Origin of the sequence: Cytobacillus solani (genome assembly GCF_001420595.1) — a bacterium.
GTDB classification, from domain to species: domain Bacteria; phylum Bacillota; class Bacilli; order Bacillales; family Cytobacillaceae; genus Cytobacillus; species Cytobacillus solani.
Map to the genome: position 1 here is coordinate 4,119,047 of NZ_LJIX01000006.1, position 18,332 is coordinate 4,137,378.

Sequence of the window (18,332 nt, forward strand, 5' to 3'; positions counted from 1 at the left end):
GTATGGCCTTTCAAATTTTATTAAATGTGTTTCTCGGTTTTCTATGGATGTTTTTCACTCTGTCATACGAGCCAGTTGCCTTTTTAAAAGGATATTTATTCGGTATGGTTATTCTCTTCACTTTTAGACGGTTTTTTAGCTCTCGCTTCTATTTGGGAAGAGTCATTGCCATTATTAGTTTAGGACTTCTCTTCATAAAAGAGCTAATCCTTTCAAATATCAGCGTTTTAAAACTAGTACTAAAACCAAAGCTTGATATTAAACCTGGCATTTTTGCACTGCCAACCGTTTTGGAAAAGGATTGGGAAATTACCATTTTGGCAAATTTAATTACATTAACACCAGGGACACTTGTAGTCGATGTCTCTGAAGATAATAAAATTCTTTATATCCATACCATCGATATGGATGATGCGCAGGAAGCGATTGATTCCATCAAAAATACATTCGAGAAAGCCATTATGGAGGTGAGCCGATAATGATTTTAATAGCTGTTAAAATTGCGATCCTTTGCATGTCGATTGCTATTCTAGGATTAATATACAGGCTCATTAAAGGGCCTTCCATGCCTGATCGAATTGTTGCACTTGACGCGATAGGAATTAATCTCGTTGCGATTGTTGCACTCGTGTCCATTTTCTTAGATACAAACGCTTTTCTAGAGGTTATCTTACTGCTTGGGATTCTCTCTTTTATTGGAACAGTAGCATTCTCCAAATATTTAGAAAAAGGGGTTGCTCTAGAACGTGATCGAGATCTTTAAAATTATCATTGTAGCATTAATACTTATTGGTGCCTTCCTAAGCCTTGTTGCGGCATTTGGTGTACTTAGACTTCCTGATGTGTATACGAGAAACCATGCTGCTTCAAAGGCCGCAACCTTAGGAGTGTTGGCAGTTTTACTTGGCACGTTTCTTTACTTTTATATGGAAGAAGGTCAAGTGAATTCACGGGTCATTCTTGGGATTGTATTTATCTTCGTCACCTCTCCAGTTGCCGGTCACCTAATCAGCCGTGCCGCTTATAATTCCGGTGTTAAGCTTTGGGACAAGAGTGTACAGGATGACTTAAAGCTGAAAGAAACAACCCCAGTACAGAAAAAACAATAATAGAGAACGAAAAGAGATAAAAGGGACTAATCTTCATAGATCAGTCCCTTTTGCCTATTTTCTTTTAATCACAGCCATGGTACATCTTGAAACACAAATTAGCTTTTCTTCTTCATCAACTACTTTTATATCCCATACCATAGTTGTTCTTCCTTGATGAAGGACGGTTGCAGTGGCAGTCACCATTCCCTCCCGCTTTCCTCTTACATGGTTGGCATTAATCTCCAGTCCGGCAACCGATTCCGTTGCCTTATCCACGAGCTCAAAAGCACCGATGCTTGCGACTGTTTCTGCTAAAGCAACTGAAGCTCCTCCATGCAGCAAGCCGAAGGGCTGCCTTGTCCGATCATCAACAGGCATCGTTGCCACAACCTTTCCCTTTTCAAGGGTAGTAATTTCTATTCCAAGAGCACTTATAAGTGTATTTTCTATATTCATGCTTCTTTTCTCCTTTCCATTCTCTTTATTTACTACTATAACAGAATATTCTTACCACTTTAAAAGATAATGATTGTAAAAACACAGAAAAAGCCCAATCTGCATATATTGATTTCATAAATAGGAAAATGATGTGAATTTATAACGGAAAGGGGAGGCTAACCATGACCCCCCGATATTTCTATCCTTGCAAACTAAGCTATCCACCCTTTTATCCTTATTGCAACTATTATTATTCCCCGCACAATACTTATAGACAATATCAAAATGTTGATCCAGGAATGTTTATGACCTCAGCAAAGGACATGGCAATTATTATGAAAGAAGCGAGTCATTTACTAGCAGAAATGGCTAAATCCAAAAAGTTCTCATTTGATTTGATGACTGCTGCGCAGCAATCAAAAATGGAGAAAGTCGAACAATTGATTAAATCAACAGGAATTAAAGTGATTCCAAAAGTTACTTACACGCCAGACGGACTGAACCTACATTTTGATTCAGGTAAAGATTATAATGACTGTTGTAAATTGACACTTAAATTACGATGGTCATAAGAAAAGCTCAAGCGCATTGATCATCGTTCTTACAAACTGGAGGGGACAACGGCACGATAAAGGAAACACGATAAGGGGAGTTAACCGATGTTGACTTATCGTAGGGAGGAGACCTGAATTTTGATAGGCGATAGGACCCTTGCGCTAGACAATACTTTTTCAAGACAAAAAAAGCTCTCCCGCTTGTAAGAGAGCTTTTTTCCTTTCCTCTTTTAATAATATGGGTTTCCGAAGCCACCATATCCATATGGAGCGGGGGCAGGATAAGGTCCATAAAATGGGGGCGGTCCATAATATGGCACAGGCCCGTAAAATGGACGAGGTCTAGCGATTGCTGCTCCAGCAAAGCCACCTATTAACCCTCCAAATAATCCACCAACCAATGGACCGGCAAAAAAGAACCTTGTATCCCCTGGATGTGGGCCTCTTCTAATATTATACATCTGGGTAACCTCCTAATATTTATTCCTACACTACTTCATATGCTTTTTTTACCCGATTTGAGTGGGCTTTTATACATATTGAGCAGTTTCCCTTTAGAGGTTCCCCAGTTATTAATACGCTTTAGCCCAGTAAACTAATTTCTCCGCTTCTTTTCCACAGCATACACATTCTGTTGAAACAGCTTCTTGATTGAAAGGCATGCATCTTGAGGTTGCACCTGTTTCTTCTTTTATCTGATCCTCACAGCTTCTGTCGCCACACCACATTGCTTTAACAAATCCTGTCTTTTGCGCGAATGTTTCTTTCAATTCCCCATGATTTAGGGCCACATACGTTTTTTCTTCACGAAGTTCTTTTGCCTTTTCAAATAGTTGTCTCTGAATATCATCGAGAATTTCAGTAATCTTTGCTTCCAAATGATCAGTAGGTACAAAGATCTTTTCTCCTGTATCCCTTCTTACCAAAACGACTTGCTGCTTTTCCATATCCTTTGGACCAACTTCAAGTCGTAATGGAACACCTTTCATTTCATATTCATTAAATTTCCATCCTGGCTTTTTATCACTTGCATCAATATCGACACGGGCAATACGGGCTAATGTTTCTTTCAAGCCATATGCGTAATCAAGAACCCCTTCCTTATGTTGGGCAATAGGAACAATCATCAGTTGAGTTGGGGCTGCCTTTGGAGGAATAACTAGTCCTCTGTCATCTCCATGAACCATAATCATTGCGCCAATAATACGTGTCGTAAAGCCCCATGATGTTTGCTGTACATACTGCAATTTCCCCTCTTGATCTGTAAACTGAATGCCAAAAGCCTTTGCAAACCCATCACCTAAATGGTGTGAAGTACCTGACTGCAATGCTTTTCCATCATGCATCAGGCTTTCAATTGTATACGTGTATTTCGCCCCGGCAAATTTCTCTTTATCCGTTTTTTGCCCTTTCACAACCGGGATAGCAAGCACATTTTCACAAACATCCGCATACACATCAAGCATTCTAACCGTTTCTTCATGAGCTTCCTCATCTGTCGCATGGCACGTATGCCCCTCTTGCCATAAGAACTCTAGCGTACGTAAGAACGGACGTGTCGTTTTCTCCCATCTCACCACATTTGCCCACTGGTTGTACAGTTTTGGCAAATCGCGATATGAGTGAATAATGTTTTTATAGTGCTCACAGAATAATACCTCAGATGTTGGTCTTACACACCATCGTTCTGCTAATTCCTCTTCCCCGCCATGCGTTACCCATGCCACTTCTGGAGCGAACCCCTCGATATGATCCTTTTCCTTTTGAAGAAGACTCTCAGGGATAAACAGTGGCATATAGACATTTTCATGCCCTGTTTCTTTGATTCGATCATCTAACTCATTTTTGATATTTTCCCATAAAGCATATCCATAGGGGCGGATAATCATTGAACCGCGTACACTTGAATAATCAATCAAATCTGCTTTTGTAACAACATCTGTATACCACTGGGCAAAATCGACTTCCATTGCCGTAATATCTTTTACAAACTCTTTTCCCACTTAATCCACCTCAATTTCTTATAAAATGGGCTGTGTTAAACATGGCTGCTGATTTTCGCTACAGGCACTCGCTTTCCGCGAGATAGGCGGTGAGCCTCCTCGTCGCATACGCTCCTGCGGGGTCTCACCTGTCCTACATCTCCCGCAGGAGTCTCGCGCCTTTCGTTACAATCAACCAGTACAATTATCAACATGCAGCTTTAATACAGCCGTAAAATAAAAAAGCTTTACGATAAAATAGGGACCAATCACTTGGCGGTACCACCCTAATTTAAAGCAAAGCTTTACACTCATACATGATAACGGGATGTAAACCCGCTGTAATCTTTAAATGATACAGAACTCAGAGACAGGTTCAAATGGCTGCTTATAGGACCCTTTCAGCAATTGGCTCCCTCTCTATAATAAACAGTGCACATTTTACTATTCCTCATCAATGTTTAACTATTTTTTTGAAATTATATAAATATTTGTTTCAAATGTCAATCGATGATCTCACAAAAAATCCCTTTGACAGTTTGCCAAAGGGAATCTTCAATTATTTTGCTGCTGCAGCATTTTCAAATGCCAAGTCCACTGTTACATAATCATATCCAAGATCTCTTGCAACTGCCTCATATGTGATGCTGCCGTTTACAACATTCACACCAAGCTTTAATGCAGGATTTTCATCAATTGCTTTCTTGACACCTTTATTTGCAATTTGCAATGCATAAGGAATCGTTACATTTGTTAATGCAATTGTAGATGTTCTTGGAACGGCACCAGGCATGTTCGCAACTGCATAGTGAACAACCCCATGCTTTTCATATGTTGGGTTATCATGTGTTGTAATATGATCTACTGTTTCAAAAATTCCACCTTGGTCAACAGCCACATCAATTACGACAGAGCCAGGAGACATCGTTTTAACCATTTCTTCTGTAACAAGCTTCGGTGCCTTAGCTCCTGGAATAAGGACAGCGCCAACAACAAGATCACTTTCCTTCACTGCTTCAGCAATATTGAATGGATTAGACATTAAGGTTTGAATGCTGTTTCCAAAAATATCATCAAGTTGGCGAAGACGTTCTGGGCTTAAATCAATAATTGTCACATCAGCTCCTAAGCCGATTGCCATTTTAGCCGCATTAATACCAACAACACCGCCTCCGACAATCGTTACCTTGCCGCGTGAAACGCCAGGAACACCAGCTAGCAAAATTCCTTTGCCGCCATTTGTTTTTTGTAAGAATTGTGCGCCAATTTGAGTAGCCATACGGCCAGCTACTTCACTCATAGGTGTAAGCAATGGCAATGTACGATTGACTTCCACTGTTTCATATGCAATTGCCGTAACACCCTTTTCAACTAAAGCCTTTGCTAATTCAGGCTCTGCAGCTAAGTGTAAGTATGTGAAAAGCACTAGGCCTTCACGGAAATATGTATATTCGGATTCAAGCGGCTCTTTTACCTTCATAACCATTTCTGCAGCCCAAGCCTCTTTTGCTGTAGAGACGATTTCTGCTCCAACTTCCTTGTAATCCTCATTAGTGAAACCGCTTCCAAGGCCAGCATCTGTTTCTACTAAAACTTGATGTCCTGCACGAACTAATGTATACACGCTAGCAGGGGTTGCTGCCACACGGTTCTCATTATTCTTTATTTCCTTAGGTACTCCGATAATCATTGTATTTTCCCCTTTCTATACAACTCTTTTATTATCAAAACTACCCTAAGTATAATGATAAGAATTAGAATAATCAACACCAATCCTCTTTATTTTCAAAATCCACATAATTGTTTGACAAGCCATTCAAAGCGCGGTATTTCCGGGCAAACGATTCATTTTTGACACCCTTCTTCTTATGCTTGTCTATACTATAACGAAGACATTTACTCGAAAACTAATTATAAGGAGGGATATCATTTGGATGTAATGGATTTATTTCATTTACAGAATAGAACGGCCATTGTAACAGGCGGAGGAAAAGGGCTTGGGGAACAAATGGCCAATGCACTAGCAGAGGCAGGGGCAAATGTAGTCATCTGCTCTAGAAATCTAGAAGACTGTCAAAAGATTAGTGAGCAGCTAGTGAAAAAAGGCGTACAATCGTTAGCAATAACATGCGATATTACAAACCAAGCGGATATTCAAGCTGTAATAGATCAAACGGTTCAGCACTTTGGCACGATTGATATTCTTATTAACAATAGCGGCACCTCTTGGATTGCTCCTACACTAGAAATAACGGCTGATCAATGGGATAAAGTCATGAATGTGAATTTGAAAGGAATGTTCCTATTTTCGCAGGCAGCGGGCAAAATAATGGCTCAGCAAGGAAATGGGAAAATTATCAATATTTCATCCATAACTGGAATCAAAGGAACGAATCCTGCTTTCCTAGATGCTATTGCTTATAGTACAAGTAAAGGCGCTGTCAATGCATTAACGAAAGATTTAGCAATAAAGCTAGCACAGCATAATATTCAAGTGAATGCCATTGCTCCAGGATTTTTTCCTAGTAAAAAAACAAAGGCATTTGATCAAACAAGCCATATTATCTTAAAAAGAATACCTGCTGGTCGCTTTGGCACTGATCAGGATATTAAAGGAGCAGCCCTTTTCCTATCCTCAAATGCTTCTGACTATATAACTGGTCAAGTACTCGTCATTGATGGCGGGCTGATATCAGGAATATAAAAAAGCGGAAGCGCCCCGCTTAACGATAGTTACTAAGAAAGGAGCGTATATAATGACTACAAACCACACGCAAGAAATACTAAATGCTGTCAAGAAATTAGGTCTGAAGGTAGAGTTGGGTCTAAACAACTCCATTCATGATGCACTTAATCAACCATCCATTCTAAAAGCAGTGAATAATCAATCACGGCTTGTAGCTGCTTCCATAAGCAAGCTGCAGCAAACAGTCGAAACCTTATCGATCGCCTTTAATTTTCCAACAAAAAACGACGTAGCCAACACAACAAAATTATTTATCCAAGCCGAAGAGAAATTGGATTTATTAGAAGAGCAAGTCACGCAATTAAACCGGTCCTTTGAAGAATTTAAGGACACAATTGTAAATAGTCCTTCCTTTTCTTCCTCAAATAGATGGGAGAGGGAAAAATATGAGTACTCCAAAAATAAATAGATGGACGGGCTTTATCAAAACGATTTCTGCCTTAGAACCTGAGGTTGGACTGACACCACGAACTGCCATCTGGAAGAAAAACAAAGCCACTCTTTGGTATTATCCTTCAGAAAATAAAAAATATAAGGTACCGCTTTTTTTGATTTACTCACTTATTAATCAACCATTTATTCTTGATCTTGGTCCTAAATATAGCTTAATCGAAGCTTTTACCTCTAGCGGGTACGAGGTGTATCTCCTTGATTTCGGAATACCTGGATATGAAGATAAAGATTTGACAGTGGATGATTACATTCTTCGCTATATAAAAAAAGGCGTTCAACGAGCACTGCTCCATTCAAACGCGTCAGAAATCACATTAATGGGCTTTTGTATGGGCGGTACGTTTGCTGCTATCTATGCAACCATTGCCGATGAACCAATTAAAAATCTTATTATTTCTGTTGCTCCGATTGATTTTAGTGTCATGCCTATTTTCAGTGAAGGCGTAAAAATGCTCCAAAATGGAGAGATCAATCTTAATCCAATATTAGATGCTTGGGGAATTATCCCTCCCGCATATGTTAAAAGGGGGATGCGGCTAGCTACAGTACCCATCTCTTACTCTCCTTATCTTTCTCTTTTAAGCCATGCAGACGATGAAGAGCGAAATTTAAAATGGAGTCGCTTTAATTATTGGACCAACAGTCACATCCCTTTATCTGCTGCAGCATTAAAGCAGATGGCAGTTGACTTTGAGAAAGAAAATAAACTTATCAATGGGAATCTAGTAATTGGAGATCAACCAGCTAAACTAGAAAATATTACAGCGAATTTAATGGCAGTAGGCGCTAGTCATGATCGACTGATTCCAATCGAACAAATCCTGCCGATCGTCGACCATGTTTCAAGTATAGATAAATCCTTCCATATTCTCGAAGGAGGCCACGGGAGTCTTGCAAAAGAAGGCAAAGCACCAGGTTATTTAGACAAGTGGCTGTCTGACCGCTCCAATTAGATGATATGAAAGGTTTCATGTGACTTCCCCTGCTGATGATGACATGAATCAGCAGGGGAAAGCATTTTAAAAAAGGAGGATGCGTATGTTTTATTTGTTACCCCCTAAGATACCTGCCACTGCCAATCAAACTCTTCATGGGTATTTGGGATATGCAGCAATTGTGTTTAAAGACTTTTTTAGCTTTGATTAAAAAATAGTAAAGACCGATTCATTCCTTTTGCCATACTTTTTTGTATGGCTTTTCTTTTTGAATAATGAGCCGGAAAAAACTTGTAATAAATCCTCTTTCTTTGCCGAAAAGAAACTTGTTTTGTCATACGGGAAGGAATCTGCTTTTAACTCAGAGAATCCACTATTAAAAGGGAAGCTTAAGGAGGTTTCAGGATGAATACAAGTGCTGTCGCAAAGTTATTAGGGGTTTCATCAAGCACAATCCAACGATGGGTGAAGCAGCTGGAGCTCCAAATGGAAAGGAATGAACTCGGGCATTATTCATTTACAGACGAGGATATTCAGCTGCTAAAACAAGTTCAGGAACAGCTAAAAAAGGGGGTCATGATTCAGGATGTAACGGTAGAACGAAAAAAGACGCGTACCGGTGTAGTAAAATCAGCCGGAAATGATCCATTTTCTGAGAAACTTCTAGCAAGAATGAACGAGTTCGAGCAAAGACTAAATAAAAAGGCGGATGATGTTGTATCCTATCAGCTTTTACAGCATCGGCGGGAAATTGAGGAGCTGCAAGCTGAGGTAGAGATGTTAAATAAGAGAATACAATGCCTTGAAGAAGGGATAAATAAGGAGAATCAGCATATCCCATCCGATCATGTATTCGTTTTCGATAAGGAATTACCAAGGAAGAAAAGCAAAAGGAAAAATCTTATTACCTCTTTATTTGGCTTCTAAATCCCTCATCCATTGAAATTTTAAAAAAAGAAATACAGCTCCCATTTATAGGAGCTGCATGTTAAAAAATTAAAGAATCATTGCGGCCAGCCATCCAAAGAGGATTAACGGGATATTATAATGAAGGAATGTTGGCACACAGGTATCCCAAATATGATTATGCTGGCCGTCTACATTTAATCCGGCTGTAGGTCCTAATGTACTGTCAGATGCTGGCGAACCCGCATCTCCTAGTGCTGCAGCAGTTCCAACTAACGCAATCGCAGCCATTGGACTAAAGCCTATTTCAAGCGCAAGCGGAACAAAAATCGTTGCAATGATTGGAATCGTTGAAAAGGATGAACCAATTCCCATCGTTACAATAAGACCGACAATTAACATAAGGAGCGCAGCAAGTGATTTGCTTCCGCCAATAATTGCCGCAGACTGTTTTACGAGGCTTTCTACATCTCCAGTTTCTTTAAGCACATCAGCAAATCCAAAGGCTGACAGCATAACGAAACCAATGAAGGCCATCATTTTCATCCCTTCTGTTAACAGCTGATCTGCTTCACGCCATTTCACCGCACCGCTTATATAAATAACAAGAATTCCAGTTAATGCCCCAAAAATCATGGAATCGAGCTTAATTTGAACAAGAAGTGCAGCAATAATAGCAATGATAGAGAAAATAATCCCTGCTTTTGAGTATCCTGCCTTTTCTATTTCCTCTATTTTACTTTGCTGATAGTTTCTTGTCTTTCGGTATGATATAAATATAGCAACTAGCAGTCCGACTACAAGTCCAGCTGTTGGGATCAGCATGGCTTTGGGAATATCACTCAAGTCAACGGCCAATCCACTGCTTTTCATGTTGTCTGCTAGGATTTCGTGAAAAATCTGTCCAAAACCTGCTGGAAGCAAAATATAAGGTGCCGTTAAACCAAAGGTCAAGACTGAAGCGATCAAGCGGCGGTCAATACCTAATTCATTCATTACCCTTAATAAAGGCGGAATGAGAATAGGGATAAAAGCAATATGAATCGGAATCACATTTTGGGAAAAACAAGCCATGATTAAAATAGATAAGACAATCAGTGCTTTAGAAAGTTTCTTTCCTTTGGAATCTCCTTCTCTTCCAACCTTCTGAAGAATCCACTCCACTAGTAAATTCGGCAGGCCTGTGGTTGATATAGCAATGGCAAATCCTCCTAACAAGGCATAGCTTAATGCTACCTCAGCACTTCCTCCAAGCCCATTTGAGAAGACCTCAATTGTTTGATTTATACTTAAGCCTCCAGTTAAACCACCGACTAGCGCTCCTGCAATTAAAGATAAAACGACATTTACGCGTAAAAGACTTAATACAAGCATAACAAAAACTGCTATGATGACTGCATTCATGATGATAACCCTCTCTCATAATCTTACTTTACTTTGGTAAATTGGTAGAGAACTAAAATATGAGTATAAAATTATCATATCCTATCGCTTTTTGTCAACTTGTATCAAAAAAAAGCTTCGGAAAATTATTCCGAAGCTTTAAACTTAATTCGATTCAGTTTCAAATCTTTCTACAAACAAGGCGAGTGTACGGACCATTACTCCAGTTGCTCCTGCTGGTCCAAGGTCATGCTCCTTGCGAGTTGTAGATGTTCCTGCAATATCCAAGTGTACCCAAGGGGTATCCTCTGCAAATTCACCGACAAAAGCGCCACCCATGATGGCATGACCTTCACGGCCAGGTGAATTGTTTAAATCTGCGATTTTACTGCTTCTAACTCTTTGTTTGTCTTTTTCAAATAAAGGCAAACGCCAAATTGGCTCTCCAGCCTCATAGGATGCCTCTAGGACCTGCTCCCATAATGCCTCATTATTCGTTAACGCACCAGTCGTTTCCGTTCCAAGCGCCACGATTACCCCGCCAGTTAAAGTGGCTACATCCACTAAATAATTTGCTCCATGATGCTTCGCATATGTAACTGCATCAGCAAGCACAAGCCGTCCTTCCGCATCTGTATTCAATACTTCAATCGTTTTGCCGCTCATTGATGTAATCACATCATCTGGTTTAAATGCGTTCCCGCTAACCATATTGTCAGTAGAAGGAATAACTGCGACAACATTCTGCTCAGGTTTTAATTCACCGATAATCTCCATCGCTCCAAGAACAGCCGCGGCTCCTCCCATATCGGTTTTCATTCCGACAATGCCGTCCTTTGACTTAATAGAATAGCCGCCAGTATCAAAGGTAATGCCTTTGCCAACTAAACCAATAACGTCCTTCCATTCTTCTTTTCCTTGATACTTCAGGACAATCATTTTTGGCGGTTCAGTAGACCCTTGGTTTACAGCAAGTAAGGCGCCCATCCCTAGCTTTAGCATATCTTCTTTTTCAAGAATTTCCGCTTCGAAATCATACTTAGATGCTAGCTCTTTCGCATAATTAGCCATGTCTGTAGCGGTAAGCATATTTCCCGGCAGGTTCACAAGTGTACGAGCTGAGTTTGTTCCTTTTCCATGTGCATAGCCAACTGTTAACGAAGCTTTTACATCCTCTTCATCCGCTACTTCACTATAAACAGTCATATCTTCAATATTCTTTGCTGGTTCATTCGATTTTTGCTTATATCCTGCGAAACGATAGGTAGATAAAGCGAAAGCCTCACTAACCGCATGTGCTGCATCTAGTGCATCCACATTTTCATTTAGGAAAGAATCTAGATAAACAGCAGCTTCCTGAATCGTAGAAGACTTAACAACCTTAAAGGTCTTTCCAAGTGCTTCCCGCAACACATCAAAGGAGTAATCCTTTTCACGGCCAAGACCAACAACATATAATCTCTTCGCACCCATACGTCCAAATGTATGTACTTTTGTTACTGCTTTTTTCTTTGCTGAAAGGTCCTTGCTTTTGACGAGCTCCGTTAATTGTCCTTCAAATTGCTGATCTAGTTGTGCAAGAACGCCATCAAATTTGTTTGGTTTCTCAAATAAACCAATGATCAAACATTCATGTTCATTCGAAAAATTGATTTCTCTTTTTACAGTAAACATTTTGTCACCCCCATAAAGTTGCTTTCATTATATCAGGAAACAGGAAACAATTTCGACTAGCTAATCTTCTAGAAATAAAATTAATTCTGGCAATTTCGGAAGCGTATTTACTTCCTCAAAGGGGACTCGATCAATTTTTCCCGGAAAGATCACTAAAGCCTTTTCAATAAATGAGTATACATGCTCCAGATCAAGCCCCCAATGCTTTGGACGGTAAGCCTGCAAATATTCATTGGCGGCTCCCATCATCAATCTCGCCCCCTTCACATTTCCATATTCATAATGATAGATAGCTACACTCATTTGCAGCAATCCTTTGAAAAATAAATTCCCTTTATCGGTCATCCACATCTCTTCCAGAAGGTCATGGCAAGTATAGTAATCCCCTTCATTAAACTTCACAAAAAACTCATAATACTCAAGCGGATACTCCTCCAATTGAATGCCTCCCTCGTACTCGTTAACAATAACTTTATAAAAAAAGAATTGCACTCTCTTTAAATTATTATTATCATCTTAACAAACGGGATAGAAGTTGAGCACTTATTTTATTAATTGGATCAACGTAATCTGCCTTCAATAAGGTTCGTTATGATCTGCGATAAAGGTGGTTTCCACATGGAATTATTAATGAATTTCCCCTTATGGGCTGCCATTGCAGCCATCTTCTTTGCTCAATTTGTCAAAGTTCCAATTCATTTCATTGCCTACAGAAAACTTAATTGGGCACTCTTGACAAGCACTGGAGGGATGCCAAGTTCTCACTCTGCTGCCGTAACCGCTCTTTCCACTGGTGTTGCTTTAGAAACTGGTCTAGATTCCGCTTTATTTGCCGTGTCAGCCGTTTTTGCCATCATCACGATGTTTGATGCAACGGGCGTACGCCGGCAAGCAGGGGAACAAGCCATTGTCTTAAATCAATTAGTATCCGATTTCAATCGTTTAATTGAAGAGGCCAAGGTTTGGCAGAAGAAAGCCGAACAGGAAAAAAGGAGAGAATTGAAGGAGCTTCTCGGTCATAAACCAATCGAAGTTTTTTTCGGAGGACTGACAGGCATTCTTTTAACATTAGGTCTTCATTTCGTACTTCATTAGATAGAACATAAAAAACAGGTACCTATTTTAACCGGGTTACCTGTTTTTTCATCTAAATTATTTTCATTCATATAGAGCAGAAACACTTATTCCTGTTCGGATTTCGTATATTGCTGGCGGAAAACTTGCATGGATTCATTCTCATTCAATGCATGAAGCTCCTCTTCTGTTAAGGTGCCGTCACCCATTTCGACAACATAGACATCCAATGTTTTTTTGCCCCAATTATTGTATACATCTTCAACTGTCTCATAATAGAGATCTACTTTATTTCCCTTAATCGCTCCACCTTTATCAGCAACAACCCCATACCCATATCCAGGTACAAAAAGAATCGTTCCAATCGGAAAAACATTTAAATCTGCAGCAACCGTGGAATACAAATCCCTCTTTACCTTTACCCCTGAATATGTAATCCCAAAGCTTGGATGACCAGGATGCTTGCCGGTTGATTCATAATAAGCAGTATAGCCTGTTGCCACAACTGTCTTGATTGGATACTGCGTCCAATCAATTGCTTCCTCTAAGGTCGGCGAATGTCCTGACACTTCCTTGCTCGATGAAATTTGCAAATCACCATTCACAAATCGTTTTAAAAATTTAAAAGCTACTCCAACCTTTTTTAATGTATGGTCAAAATGATTTTGATCAGACTGTTCGTTTGTGCCCATCTCTTCACTACTTAAATAATTTACAAGAGATCTTGCCTCCACTCCCGAAATAGACTGGAAAGTCGTTAAAAATGCCGCAATGAATAGAGTTGACATTATTATTCGTCTTGTCCAATTTTTTATTCTTCTCATTTATAATTTCACTCCTCCCAAGAATATTCATTTCCCAAGATTTAAAGAAATATTCATGAAAGGAATAAATAATGTGGAAAGAAGAACAATAAATCTATCCTTTTCCTGATAAAAAACCCTTTGTTTCCAAGAAAACAGCTACTAATTTACAAAATTTTAAATAAAATAAAAAACCTCTGCTTATGGGCAGAGATTTTGAGTTTAAAACATTTGATATCCTTTTTTACGGAGGATTTTTATCGTAATACCCGCTCCAATTGCACCTGCAAGACCACTCAATAAAATGAGAATATCAGCAGTGGCGAGCTGGGTTAATTCAGAACCTAGACTTGCAAATGACTCTTTACTATTAGAAAAATATTCTATAAATCGAACTTTATCAATAATGAAGATAGCAATAATCGGATAGACAATAGCCATAATCCAAGACATTCTTAATAGCATATTTAAAATAAAACCAATCCCAAAAAACAGGACAAAAAAGAGCAGCATTGAAATAGGCAATACGAAAATAGTCATTTCCATCGTTTTGTTCCTCCCTTTACACATCAATATTTAGTGTACTGAATGTGCAAATGGGAGTCAATAAAAATAGGGGGAGCTCCCCCATAGAAAAGAAAACTCCGCCATTGGCGGAGCAACTAATTTTACGATTCTTTTTTCTTTCCAGATCCACTGCAGCATGTGCAAGTTTCTGAACCGCCAAGGAGAAGCTGAAAATATCCTTTTCCTGAGCAGTACGTACATCCATTTGATTTTTCATAGTTCTTTGTTTTCATTTTCTCCATCTCCTTTTTGTAACTGAATTTTCTGATAATATACCAAGAATAATAGAATTTGAAAAGCTCTAAATTTCGCGAAAAATCTCCACTGGTAACGCATACAATCTGGATTATCTTAAATTTCCTCATTCATTCTTTAAATTTTACGAAATATCAAAAAATAAAAACAAAAGGGTCTGGCTAGAAGCCTGACCCTTTTAAAGTTCTATTATAAAATATTAAATTTTCCTTTTTTCAATACAAGTGAAGGACCGCCAATCATGTACAATGCACGATTATCAATCATTTTCTTCATAAACGAAGCTTTAGTCCCAATCATTTTCTTACCAAACGCTACCCCAATTGCATCATCTTCACCAAGGGAACATACTGTTCCTTTAATATCTGGCTTAAACGTTTCTAAATCAGATTTATTGCGAATTAAAGCAACAAGATTTCTAGCACAAGTCTCTCCTTGCTGCATAGCAATCTGCGCAGTCGGCGGATAAGGGCGATTGATTTCCTCATTAATGACTAAGGAAGAGTCGCCAATGATAAATACATGATCATGTCCAGGAGCTCGTAAATCTGAATGAACCTTTACACGTCCACGCATAGCCTCGAAGCCTGATTTTTCAATGATTGAATTCCCACGAATACCAGCAGCCCATACAACTGTACCTGCCTTAATTTCTTCGACTTCCTCTTCCCCTTTTCCAACAATGATTCCTTCTGGAGTGGCTTCCTTAATCGCTGTGCCAATACGGAATTCGACACCCTTCTTTTCTAAATAGGCAACCGCATAATTCACAAGCTCCGGATCAAATCCTGGCAGTACCATTGGTGCTGCTTCTACACAAATGACTTTTACCTTTTGGAAATCAACATCGTACTCTTTGCAAAGTTCTGGAATTCTGTTTCCTAGTTCTCCAAGGAATTCAATTCCTGTAAATCCAGCGCCACCAACAACAATGGTTAAGCGCTCATCCTTTTTCTCTTCTTCTGTATTATAAGTAGCAAATTGATATTCAATATGCTCTCGAATTTGACGAGCGGCATTTACATTTACAATGGAGAAAGCATATTCTTTTAATCCCTTAATGCCAAATGTTTCAGACTCTCCACCTAAAGCTACGACTAAAAAGTCATAATCGATTTCACCATTTTCTAAAATGACCTTTTTATCCTCAGTCTTAATTTCAACTGCTGTGCCTTGAATAAAGTCTACCTTATTCGTGTCAATTACATTTTTTATATCATATCTAACGCGGTCATGGTGTAAAGTACCTGCAGATGCCTCATGTAACCAAGTTGTTTCATAGTGGTAGCTATTCTTATTCACTAATACGATTTCAGCTTCATTTGTTCCGACTGCTTTTTGTAAACGAGTTGCAGTCATTAGTCCACCGTAACCTGCTCCTAAAATTACAATCTTTGCCTTTCTCAACGTGTATCTTCCACCTTTTTTAGTATTTTCTACTGTTCATTTTTAGAAACCGCTGTACTTTTAGTGATAATAGTTTGTGATGTTATTCACTAAAATAGACAAAAAAATGTTGAAAAAATGTCATAAAATATTAACAATATACTCACATTACATATTATGCTTTTTCCAATTGATTTTCAAGCCAAAAAGCTTAAAAATGTATTTAGTATATACGTATTTCCCTTGTGTTTCCACGCCTTTTCTAGTTTTTCATCCTCAAGGATATGTTTAGAGTATTTAACCTTTTCATAATATTTTTTCCAAAGAGTGAGCTTTATATTAATTTATGTTATTATTTATGATGGAATGTGTACTTTATTAATGGGGGGATATGGAGTGAACGAAGATCAAAAAGTGTATGATATAACTATTATTGGTGGAGGACCTGTAGGGTTATTCACTGCTTTCTACGGGGGAATGAGACAAGCTTCTGTAAAAATTATCGAAAGCTTGCCACAGCTTGGTGGTCAATTATCAGCCCTTTATCCTGAAAAATACATATATGATGTTGCAGGTTTTCCTAAGGTACGTGCACAAGAACTAATAAATAATCTAAAGGAACAAATGGCAAAATTCGAGCCCACTACTTCATTAGAACAATCAGTGGAAAAGCTTGAAAAGCAAGATGACGGTATTTTTAAACTGACTACAAATAAAGAAATCCATTATACAAAAACAGTTGTAATCACAGCTGGAAATGGCGCGTTCCAACCTCGTCGCCTAGAGCTTGATAGTGCTGTACAATATGAGGGCAAGAACCTTCATTATTTCATCGACGATTTAAACCAGTTTGCAGGGAAAAAGGTCGTTGTATTTGGCGGAGGAGATTCTGCAGTTGACTGGGCATTAATGCTAGAGCCAATTGCTGAAAAAGTAACAATCATTCACAGACGTGATAAATTCCGTGCTCATGAACATAGTGTGGAAAATCTAAATAACTCAAAAGTAGAAATTAAAACACCGTACATTCCTGCTGAATTAATCGGGGATGACAATGGCATAACTGGTGTTGTCCTTGAAGGTGTAAATGATAAAGAAGAAGTAACGCTGGATGTAGATGCAGTGATTTGCAACTATGGTTTCGTTTCTTCACTTGGCCCAATTAAAGAATGGGGACTAGAAATCGAAAAGAATTCCATTGTCGTGAATTCAAAAATGGAAACAAACATTCCTGGCATTTATGCTGCTGGAGATATTTGTACATATGACGGAAAAGTGAAGCTTATTGCCTGCGGCTTTGGAGAAGCACCTACTGCTGTAAATAATGCAAAGGCTTACATCGATCCAAAGGCTAAAATCCAGCCATTGCACAGTTCATCGATGTTTAATTAATGAAAAAAGGTATCCAAAATTTCACTTTTGGATACCTTTTACATTTTAGCATGCTGAAAGTTAGTATGATTGTGAAATTTATCAGTCTGTACATTTATCAGCCAATTCTTTAGGTTTTGATCCAATTAACACTCTTCTGGAGTTCCAGCCGCAGTTGCTGTACGGAATGATGATCCGCAGCCACAAGATGCAATCGCGTTTGGATTATCAATTGTAAATCCGCCGCCCATCATAGATTCTTTATAATCAATTTTCGTCCCTTGCAGAATAGGTGCATCCTCTTTGTTTACAACGATTTGAATTCCATGCTGTTCAAATTGGGTATCGTTTTCTTCTACTTCATGTGCAAATCCCATACCATATGATAAACCGCTGCATCCTCCGCCCTTTACTGAAACACGCAAAGAAGCATTTTCCTCCTCATTCGCTTTCATCATTTCTTTTATTTGCAGAGCAGCTGCTTCTGTTAAAATAACGATTTCACTCATTTTATATTTCCCTCCTTGCACTTATTAATAAAAATTAAATCCATCTTATTAATAGTATATACACTAAGTCTCTCATCCTCAACTAATGAGAACCAATCATTTTTCAGCAACAAACTTCGTGCTTTTCTTCCTGAATAGAGTATAATTATAGTAATAATGAACGATAGTCCATTTAACAAACAATAAATCTTTGTACCTAGGAGGC

The 18,332-nt window shown here is 38.8% G+C and carries 22 protein-coding genes and 1 other annotated feature; of the genes, 10 read left to right on the forward strand and 12 right to left on the reverse strand.

Annotated elements, in window-relative coordinates; genetic code table 11:
* The first annotated feature begins 2 nt into the window (after positions 1-2).
* Genes AN957_RS22460 through mnhG form a run of 3 tightly spaced genes read left to right on the forward strand, consistent with a single transcriptional unit; the run spans position 3 to position 1,109 of the window.
* A complete protein-coding gene (locus AN957_RS22460; protein WP_053477819.1) occupies positions 3-479 on the forward strand; it encodes a Na+/H+ antiporter subunit E in 477 nt (158 codons plus the stop codon).
* Positions 479-763, forward strand: coding sequence for a Na(+)/H(+) antiporter subunit F1 (locus tag AN957_RS22465; protein ID WP_053477818.1), 285 nt, complete (start codon positions 479-481; stop codon positions 761-763). The genes AN957_RS22460 and AN957_RS22465 overlap by 1 nt, the downstream gene beginning before the upstream one ends.
* Positions 747-1,109, forward strand: a complete 363-nt coding sequence (mnhG, locus tag AN957_RS22470) for a monovalent cation/H(+) antiporter subunit G (RefSeq protein WP_053477817.1) — start codon at positions 747-749, stop codon at positions 1,107-1,109. Before AN957_RS22465 ends, mnhG begins: the two co-directional genes overlap by 17 nt.
* Before the next feature lie 54 nt (positions 1,110-1,163).
* Here the strand turns inward: mnhG and AN957_RS22475 are convergent, their stop codons facing one another.
* Complete coding sequence (locus AN957_RS22475; protein WP_053477816.1) at positions 1,164-1,547, reverse strand: hotdog fold thioesterase; 384 nt, start codon at positions 1,545-1,547, stop codon at positions 1,164-1,166.
* Positions 1,548-1,834: 287 nt separating this feature from the next.
* Here AN957_RS22475 and AN957_RS22480 point away from each other — a divergent pair, with 287 nt between their 5' ends.
* Positions 1,835-2,101: a YuzC family spore coat inner layer protein gene (locus tag AN957_RS22480; RefSeq protein WP_231690144.1), complete on the forward strand. Its 267-nt coding sequence runs from the start codon at positions 1,835-1,837 to the stop codon at positions 2,099-2,101.
* A 212-nt stretch (positions 2,102-2,313) separates the two neighbouring features.
* Here AN957_RS22480 and AN957_RS22485 read toward each other — a convergent pair whose 3' ends face one another.
* The 3 genes from AN957_RS22485 to ald all read right to left on the reverse strand — a co-directional run bounded on the left by AN957_RS22485 (position 2,314) and on the right by ald (position 5,755).
* Positions 2,314-2,544, reverse strand: a complete 231-nt coding sequence (locus AN957_RS22485) for a hypothetical protein (RefSeq protein WP_053477814.1) — start codon at positions 2,542-2,544, stop codon at positions 2,314-2,316.
* A gap of 111 nt (positions 2,545-2,655) precedes the next feature.
* A complete protein-coding gene (gene proS, locus AN957_RS22490) occupies positions 2,656-4,053 on the reverse strand; it encodes a proline--tRNA ligase (protein ID WP_053477851.1) in 1,398 nt (465 codons plus the stop codon).
* A gap of 269 nt (positions 4,054-4,322) precedes the next feature.
* Positions 4,323-4,532: a binding site (T-box leader), on the reverse strand.
* Positions 4,533-4,624: 92 nt separating this feature from the next.
* Positions 4,625-5,755: an alanine dehydrogenase gene (gene ald / locus AN957_RS22495; protein ID WP_053477813.1), complete on the reverse strand. Its 1,131-nt coding sequence runs from the start codon at positions 5,753-5,755 to the stop codon at positions 4,625-4,627.
* A gap of 240 nt (positions 5,756-5,995) precedes the next feature.
* Here ald and AN957_RS22500 point away from each other — a divergent pair, with 240 nt between their 5' ends.
* The 4 genes from AN957_RS22500 to AN957_RS22515 all read left to right on the forward strand — a co-directional run bounded on the left by AN957_RS22500 (position 5,996) and on the right by AN957_RS22515 (position 9,126).
* On the forward strand, positions 5,996-6,769 hold the full coding sequence (locus AN957_RS22500; RefSeq protein ID WP_053477812.1) for a glucose 1-dehydrogenase: 774 nt from the start codon (positions 5,996-5,998) through the stop codon (positions 6,767-6,769).
* Between the two features lie 52 nt (positions 6,770-6,821).
* The gene (locus AN957_RS22505) at positions 6,822-7,220 is read left to right on the forward strand and encodes a hypothetical protein (RefSeq protein WP_056686116.1); all 399 of its coding nucleotides are present in this window, start codon (positions 6,822-6,824) and stop codon (positions 7,218-7,220) included.
* Entirely contained in the window at positions 7,198-8,217 is a 1,020-nt protein-coding gene (locus AN957_RS22510; protein WP_053477810.1) for an alpha/beta fold hydrolase, read from the forward strand. The genes AN957_RS22505 and AN957_RS22510 overlap by 23 nt, the downstream gene beginning before the upstream one ends.
* Positions 8,218-8,604: 387 nt before the next feature.
* Positions 8,605-9,126, forward strand: a complete 522-nt coding sequence (locus AN957_RS22515; RefSeq protein ID WP_053477809.1) for a MerR family transcriptional regulator — start codon at positions 8,605-8,607, stop codon at positions 9,124-9,126.
* A 69-nt stretch (positions 9,127-9,195) separates the two neighbouring features.
* Here the strand turns inward: AN957_RS22515 and AN957_RS22520 are convergent, their stop codons facing one another.
* From AN957_RS22520 to AN957_RS22530, 3 genes are all read right to left on the reverse strand, one after another.
* Positions 9,196-10,509 carry a Na+/H+ antiporter family protein gene (locus AN957_RS22520; RefSeq protein ID WP_056686119.1) on the reverse strand — a complete coding sequence of 438 codons (1,314 nt, stop codon included), beginning with the start codon at positions 10,507-10,509 and terminating at the stop codon, positions 9,196-9,198.
* A 144-nt stretch (positions 10,510-10,653) separates the two neighbouring features.
* On the reverse strand, positions 10,654-12,162 hold the full coding sequence (locus AN957_RS22525; protein WP_056686121.1) for a leucyl aminopeptidase: 1,509 nt from the start codon (positions 12,160-12,162) through the stop codon (positions 10,654-10,656).
* A gap of 60 nt (positions 12,163-12,222) precedes the next feature.
* The gene (locus tag AN957_RS22530) at positions 12,223-12,600 is read right to left on the reverse strand and encodes a DUF309 domain-containing protein (RefSeq protein WP_053477806.1); all 378 of its coding nucleotides are present in this window, start codon (positions 12,598-12,600) and stop codon (positions 12,223-12,225) included.
* A 180-nt stretch (positions 12,601-12,780) separates the two neighbouring features.
* Between AN957_RS22530 and AN957_RS22535 the strand changes: the two genes are divergently transcribed.
* Positions 12,781-13,257 (forward strand): divergent PAP2 family protein, encoded by a 477-nt coding sequence (locus AN957_RS22535; protein WP_053477805.1) that lies wholly within the window; start codon positions 12,781-12,783, stop codon positions 13,255-13,257.
* 86 nt (positions 13,258-13,343) lie between these two features.
* Here AN957_RS22535 and AN957_RS22540 read toward each other — a convergent pair whose 3' ends face one another.
* From AN957_RS22540 to AN957_RS22555, 4 genes are all read right to left on the reverse strand, one after another.
* Complete coding sequence (locus AN957_RS22540) at positions 13,344-14,060, reverse strand: 3D domain-containing protein (protein ID WP_053477804.1); 717 nt, start codon at positions 14,058-14,060, stop codon at positions 13,344-13,346.
* Positions 14,061-14,261: 201 nt separating this feature from the next.
* Complete coding sequence (locus AN957_RS22545; protein ID WP_053477803.1) at positions 14,262-14,585, reverse strand: YuiB family protein; 324 nt, start codon at positions 14,583-14,585, stop codon at positions 14,262-14,264.
* A 122-nt stretch (positions 14,586-14,707) separates the two neighbouring features.
* On the reverse strand, positions 14,708-14,839 hold the full coding sequence (locus AN957_RS28195) for a YuiA family protein (protein WP_172797670.1): 132 nt from the start codon (positions 14,837-14,839) through the stop codon (positions 14,708-14,710).
* A 211-nt stretch (positions 14,840-15,050) separates the two neighbouring features.
* Positions 15,051-16,268 (reverse strand): NAD(P)/FAD-dependent oxidoreductase, encoded by a 1,218-nt coding sequence (locus AN957_RS22555; RefSeq protein WP_056686124.1) that lies wholly within the window; start codon positions 16,266-16,268, stop codon positions 15,051-15,053.
* 375 nt (positions 16,269-16,643) lie between these two features.
* On the opposite strand from AN957_RS22555, the gene AN957_RS22560 reads away from it, so the two are divergent.
* Positions 16,644-17,639: an NAD(P)/FAD-dependent oxidoreductase gene (locus tag AN957_RS22560; RefSeq protein ID WP_053477800.1), complete on the forward strand. Its 996-nt coding sequence runs from the start codon at positions 16,644-16,646 to the stop codon at positions 17,637-17,639.
* A 125-nt stretch (positions 17,640-17,764) separates the two neighbouring features.
* Here AN957_RS22560 and AN957_RS22565 read toward each other — a convergent pair whose 3' ends face one another.
* The gene (locus AN957_RS22565; protein WP_056686126.1) at positions 17,765-18,127 is read right to left on the reverse strand and encodes a HesB/IscA family protein; all 363 of its coding nucleotides are present in this window, start codon (positions 18,125-18,127) and stop codon (positions 17,765-17,767) included.
* Positions 18,128-18,332: the final 205 nt, after the last annotated feature.

Bases quoted from the DNA above. Each gene is read 5' to 3' on its own strand.
- AN957_RS22460 (WP_053477819.1), top strand. From the start codon at position 3: ATGGCCTTTCAAATTTTATTAAATGTGTTTCTCGGTTTTCTATGGATG.
- AN957_RS22465 (WP_053477818.1), top strand. From the start codon at position 479: ATGATTTTAATAGCTGTTAAAATTGCGATCCTTTGCATGTCGATTGCT.
- AN957_RS22475 (WP_053477816.1), bottom strand. From the start codon at position 1,547: ATGAATATAGAAAATACACTTATAAGTGCTCTTGGAATAGAAATTACT.
- AN957_RS22480 (WP_231690144.1), top strand. From the start codon at position 1,835: ATGACCTCAGCAAAGGACATGGCAATTATTATGAAAGAAGCGAGTCAT.
- AN957_RS22485 (WP_053477814.1), bottom strand. From the start codon at position 2,544: ATGTATAATATTAGAAGAGGCCCACATCCAGGGGATACAAGGTTCTTT.
- proS (WP_053477851.1), bottom strand. From the start codon at position 4,053: ATGGAAGTCGATTTTGCCCAGTGGTATACAGATGTTGTTACAAAAGCA.
- ald (WP_053477813.1), bottom strand. From the start codon at position 5,755: ATGATTATCGGAGTACCTAAGGAAATAAAGAATAATGAGAACCGTGTG.
- AN957_RS22505 (WP_056686116.1), top strand. From the start codon at position 6,822: ATGACTACAAACCACACGCAAGAAATACTAAATGCTGTCAAGAAATTA.
- AN957_RS22510 (WP_053477810.1), top strand. From the start codon at position 7,198: ATGAGTACTCCAAAAATAAATAGATGGACGGGCTTTATCAAAACGATT.
- AN957_RS22515 (WP_053477809.1), top strand. From the start codon at position 8,605: ATGAATACAAGTGCTGTCGCAAAGTTATTAGGGGTTTCATCAAGCACA.
- AN957_RS22520 (WP_056686119.1), bottom strand. From the start codon at position 10,509: ATGAATGCAGTCATCATAGCAGTTTTTGTTATGCTTGTATTAAGTCTT.
- AN957_RS22525 (WP_056686121.1), bottom strand. From the start codon at position 12,162: ATGTTTACTGTAAAAAGAGAAATCAATTTTTCGAATGAACATGAATGT.
- AN957_RS22535 (WP_053477805.1), top strand. From the start codon at position 12,781: ATGGAATTATTAATGAATTTCCCCTTATGGGCTGCCATTGCAGCCATC.
- AN957_RS22540 (WP_053477804.1), bottom strand. From the start codon at position 14,060: ATGAGAAGAATAAAAAATTGGACAAGACGAATAATAATGTCAACTCTA.
- AN957_RS22545 (WP_053477803.1), bottom strand. From the start codon at position 14,585: ATGGAAATGACTATTTTCGTATTGCCTATTTCAATGCTGCTCTTTTTT.
- AN957_RS28195 (WP_172797670.1), bottom strand. From the start codon at position 14,839: ATGAAAACAAAGAACTATGAAAAATCAAATGGATGTACGTACTGCTCA.
- AN957_RS22565 (WP_056686126.1), bottom strand. From the start codon at position 18,127: ATGAGTGAAATCGTTATTTTAACAGAAGCAGCTGCTCTGCAAATAAAA.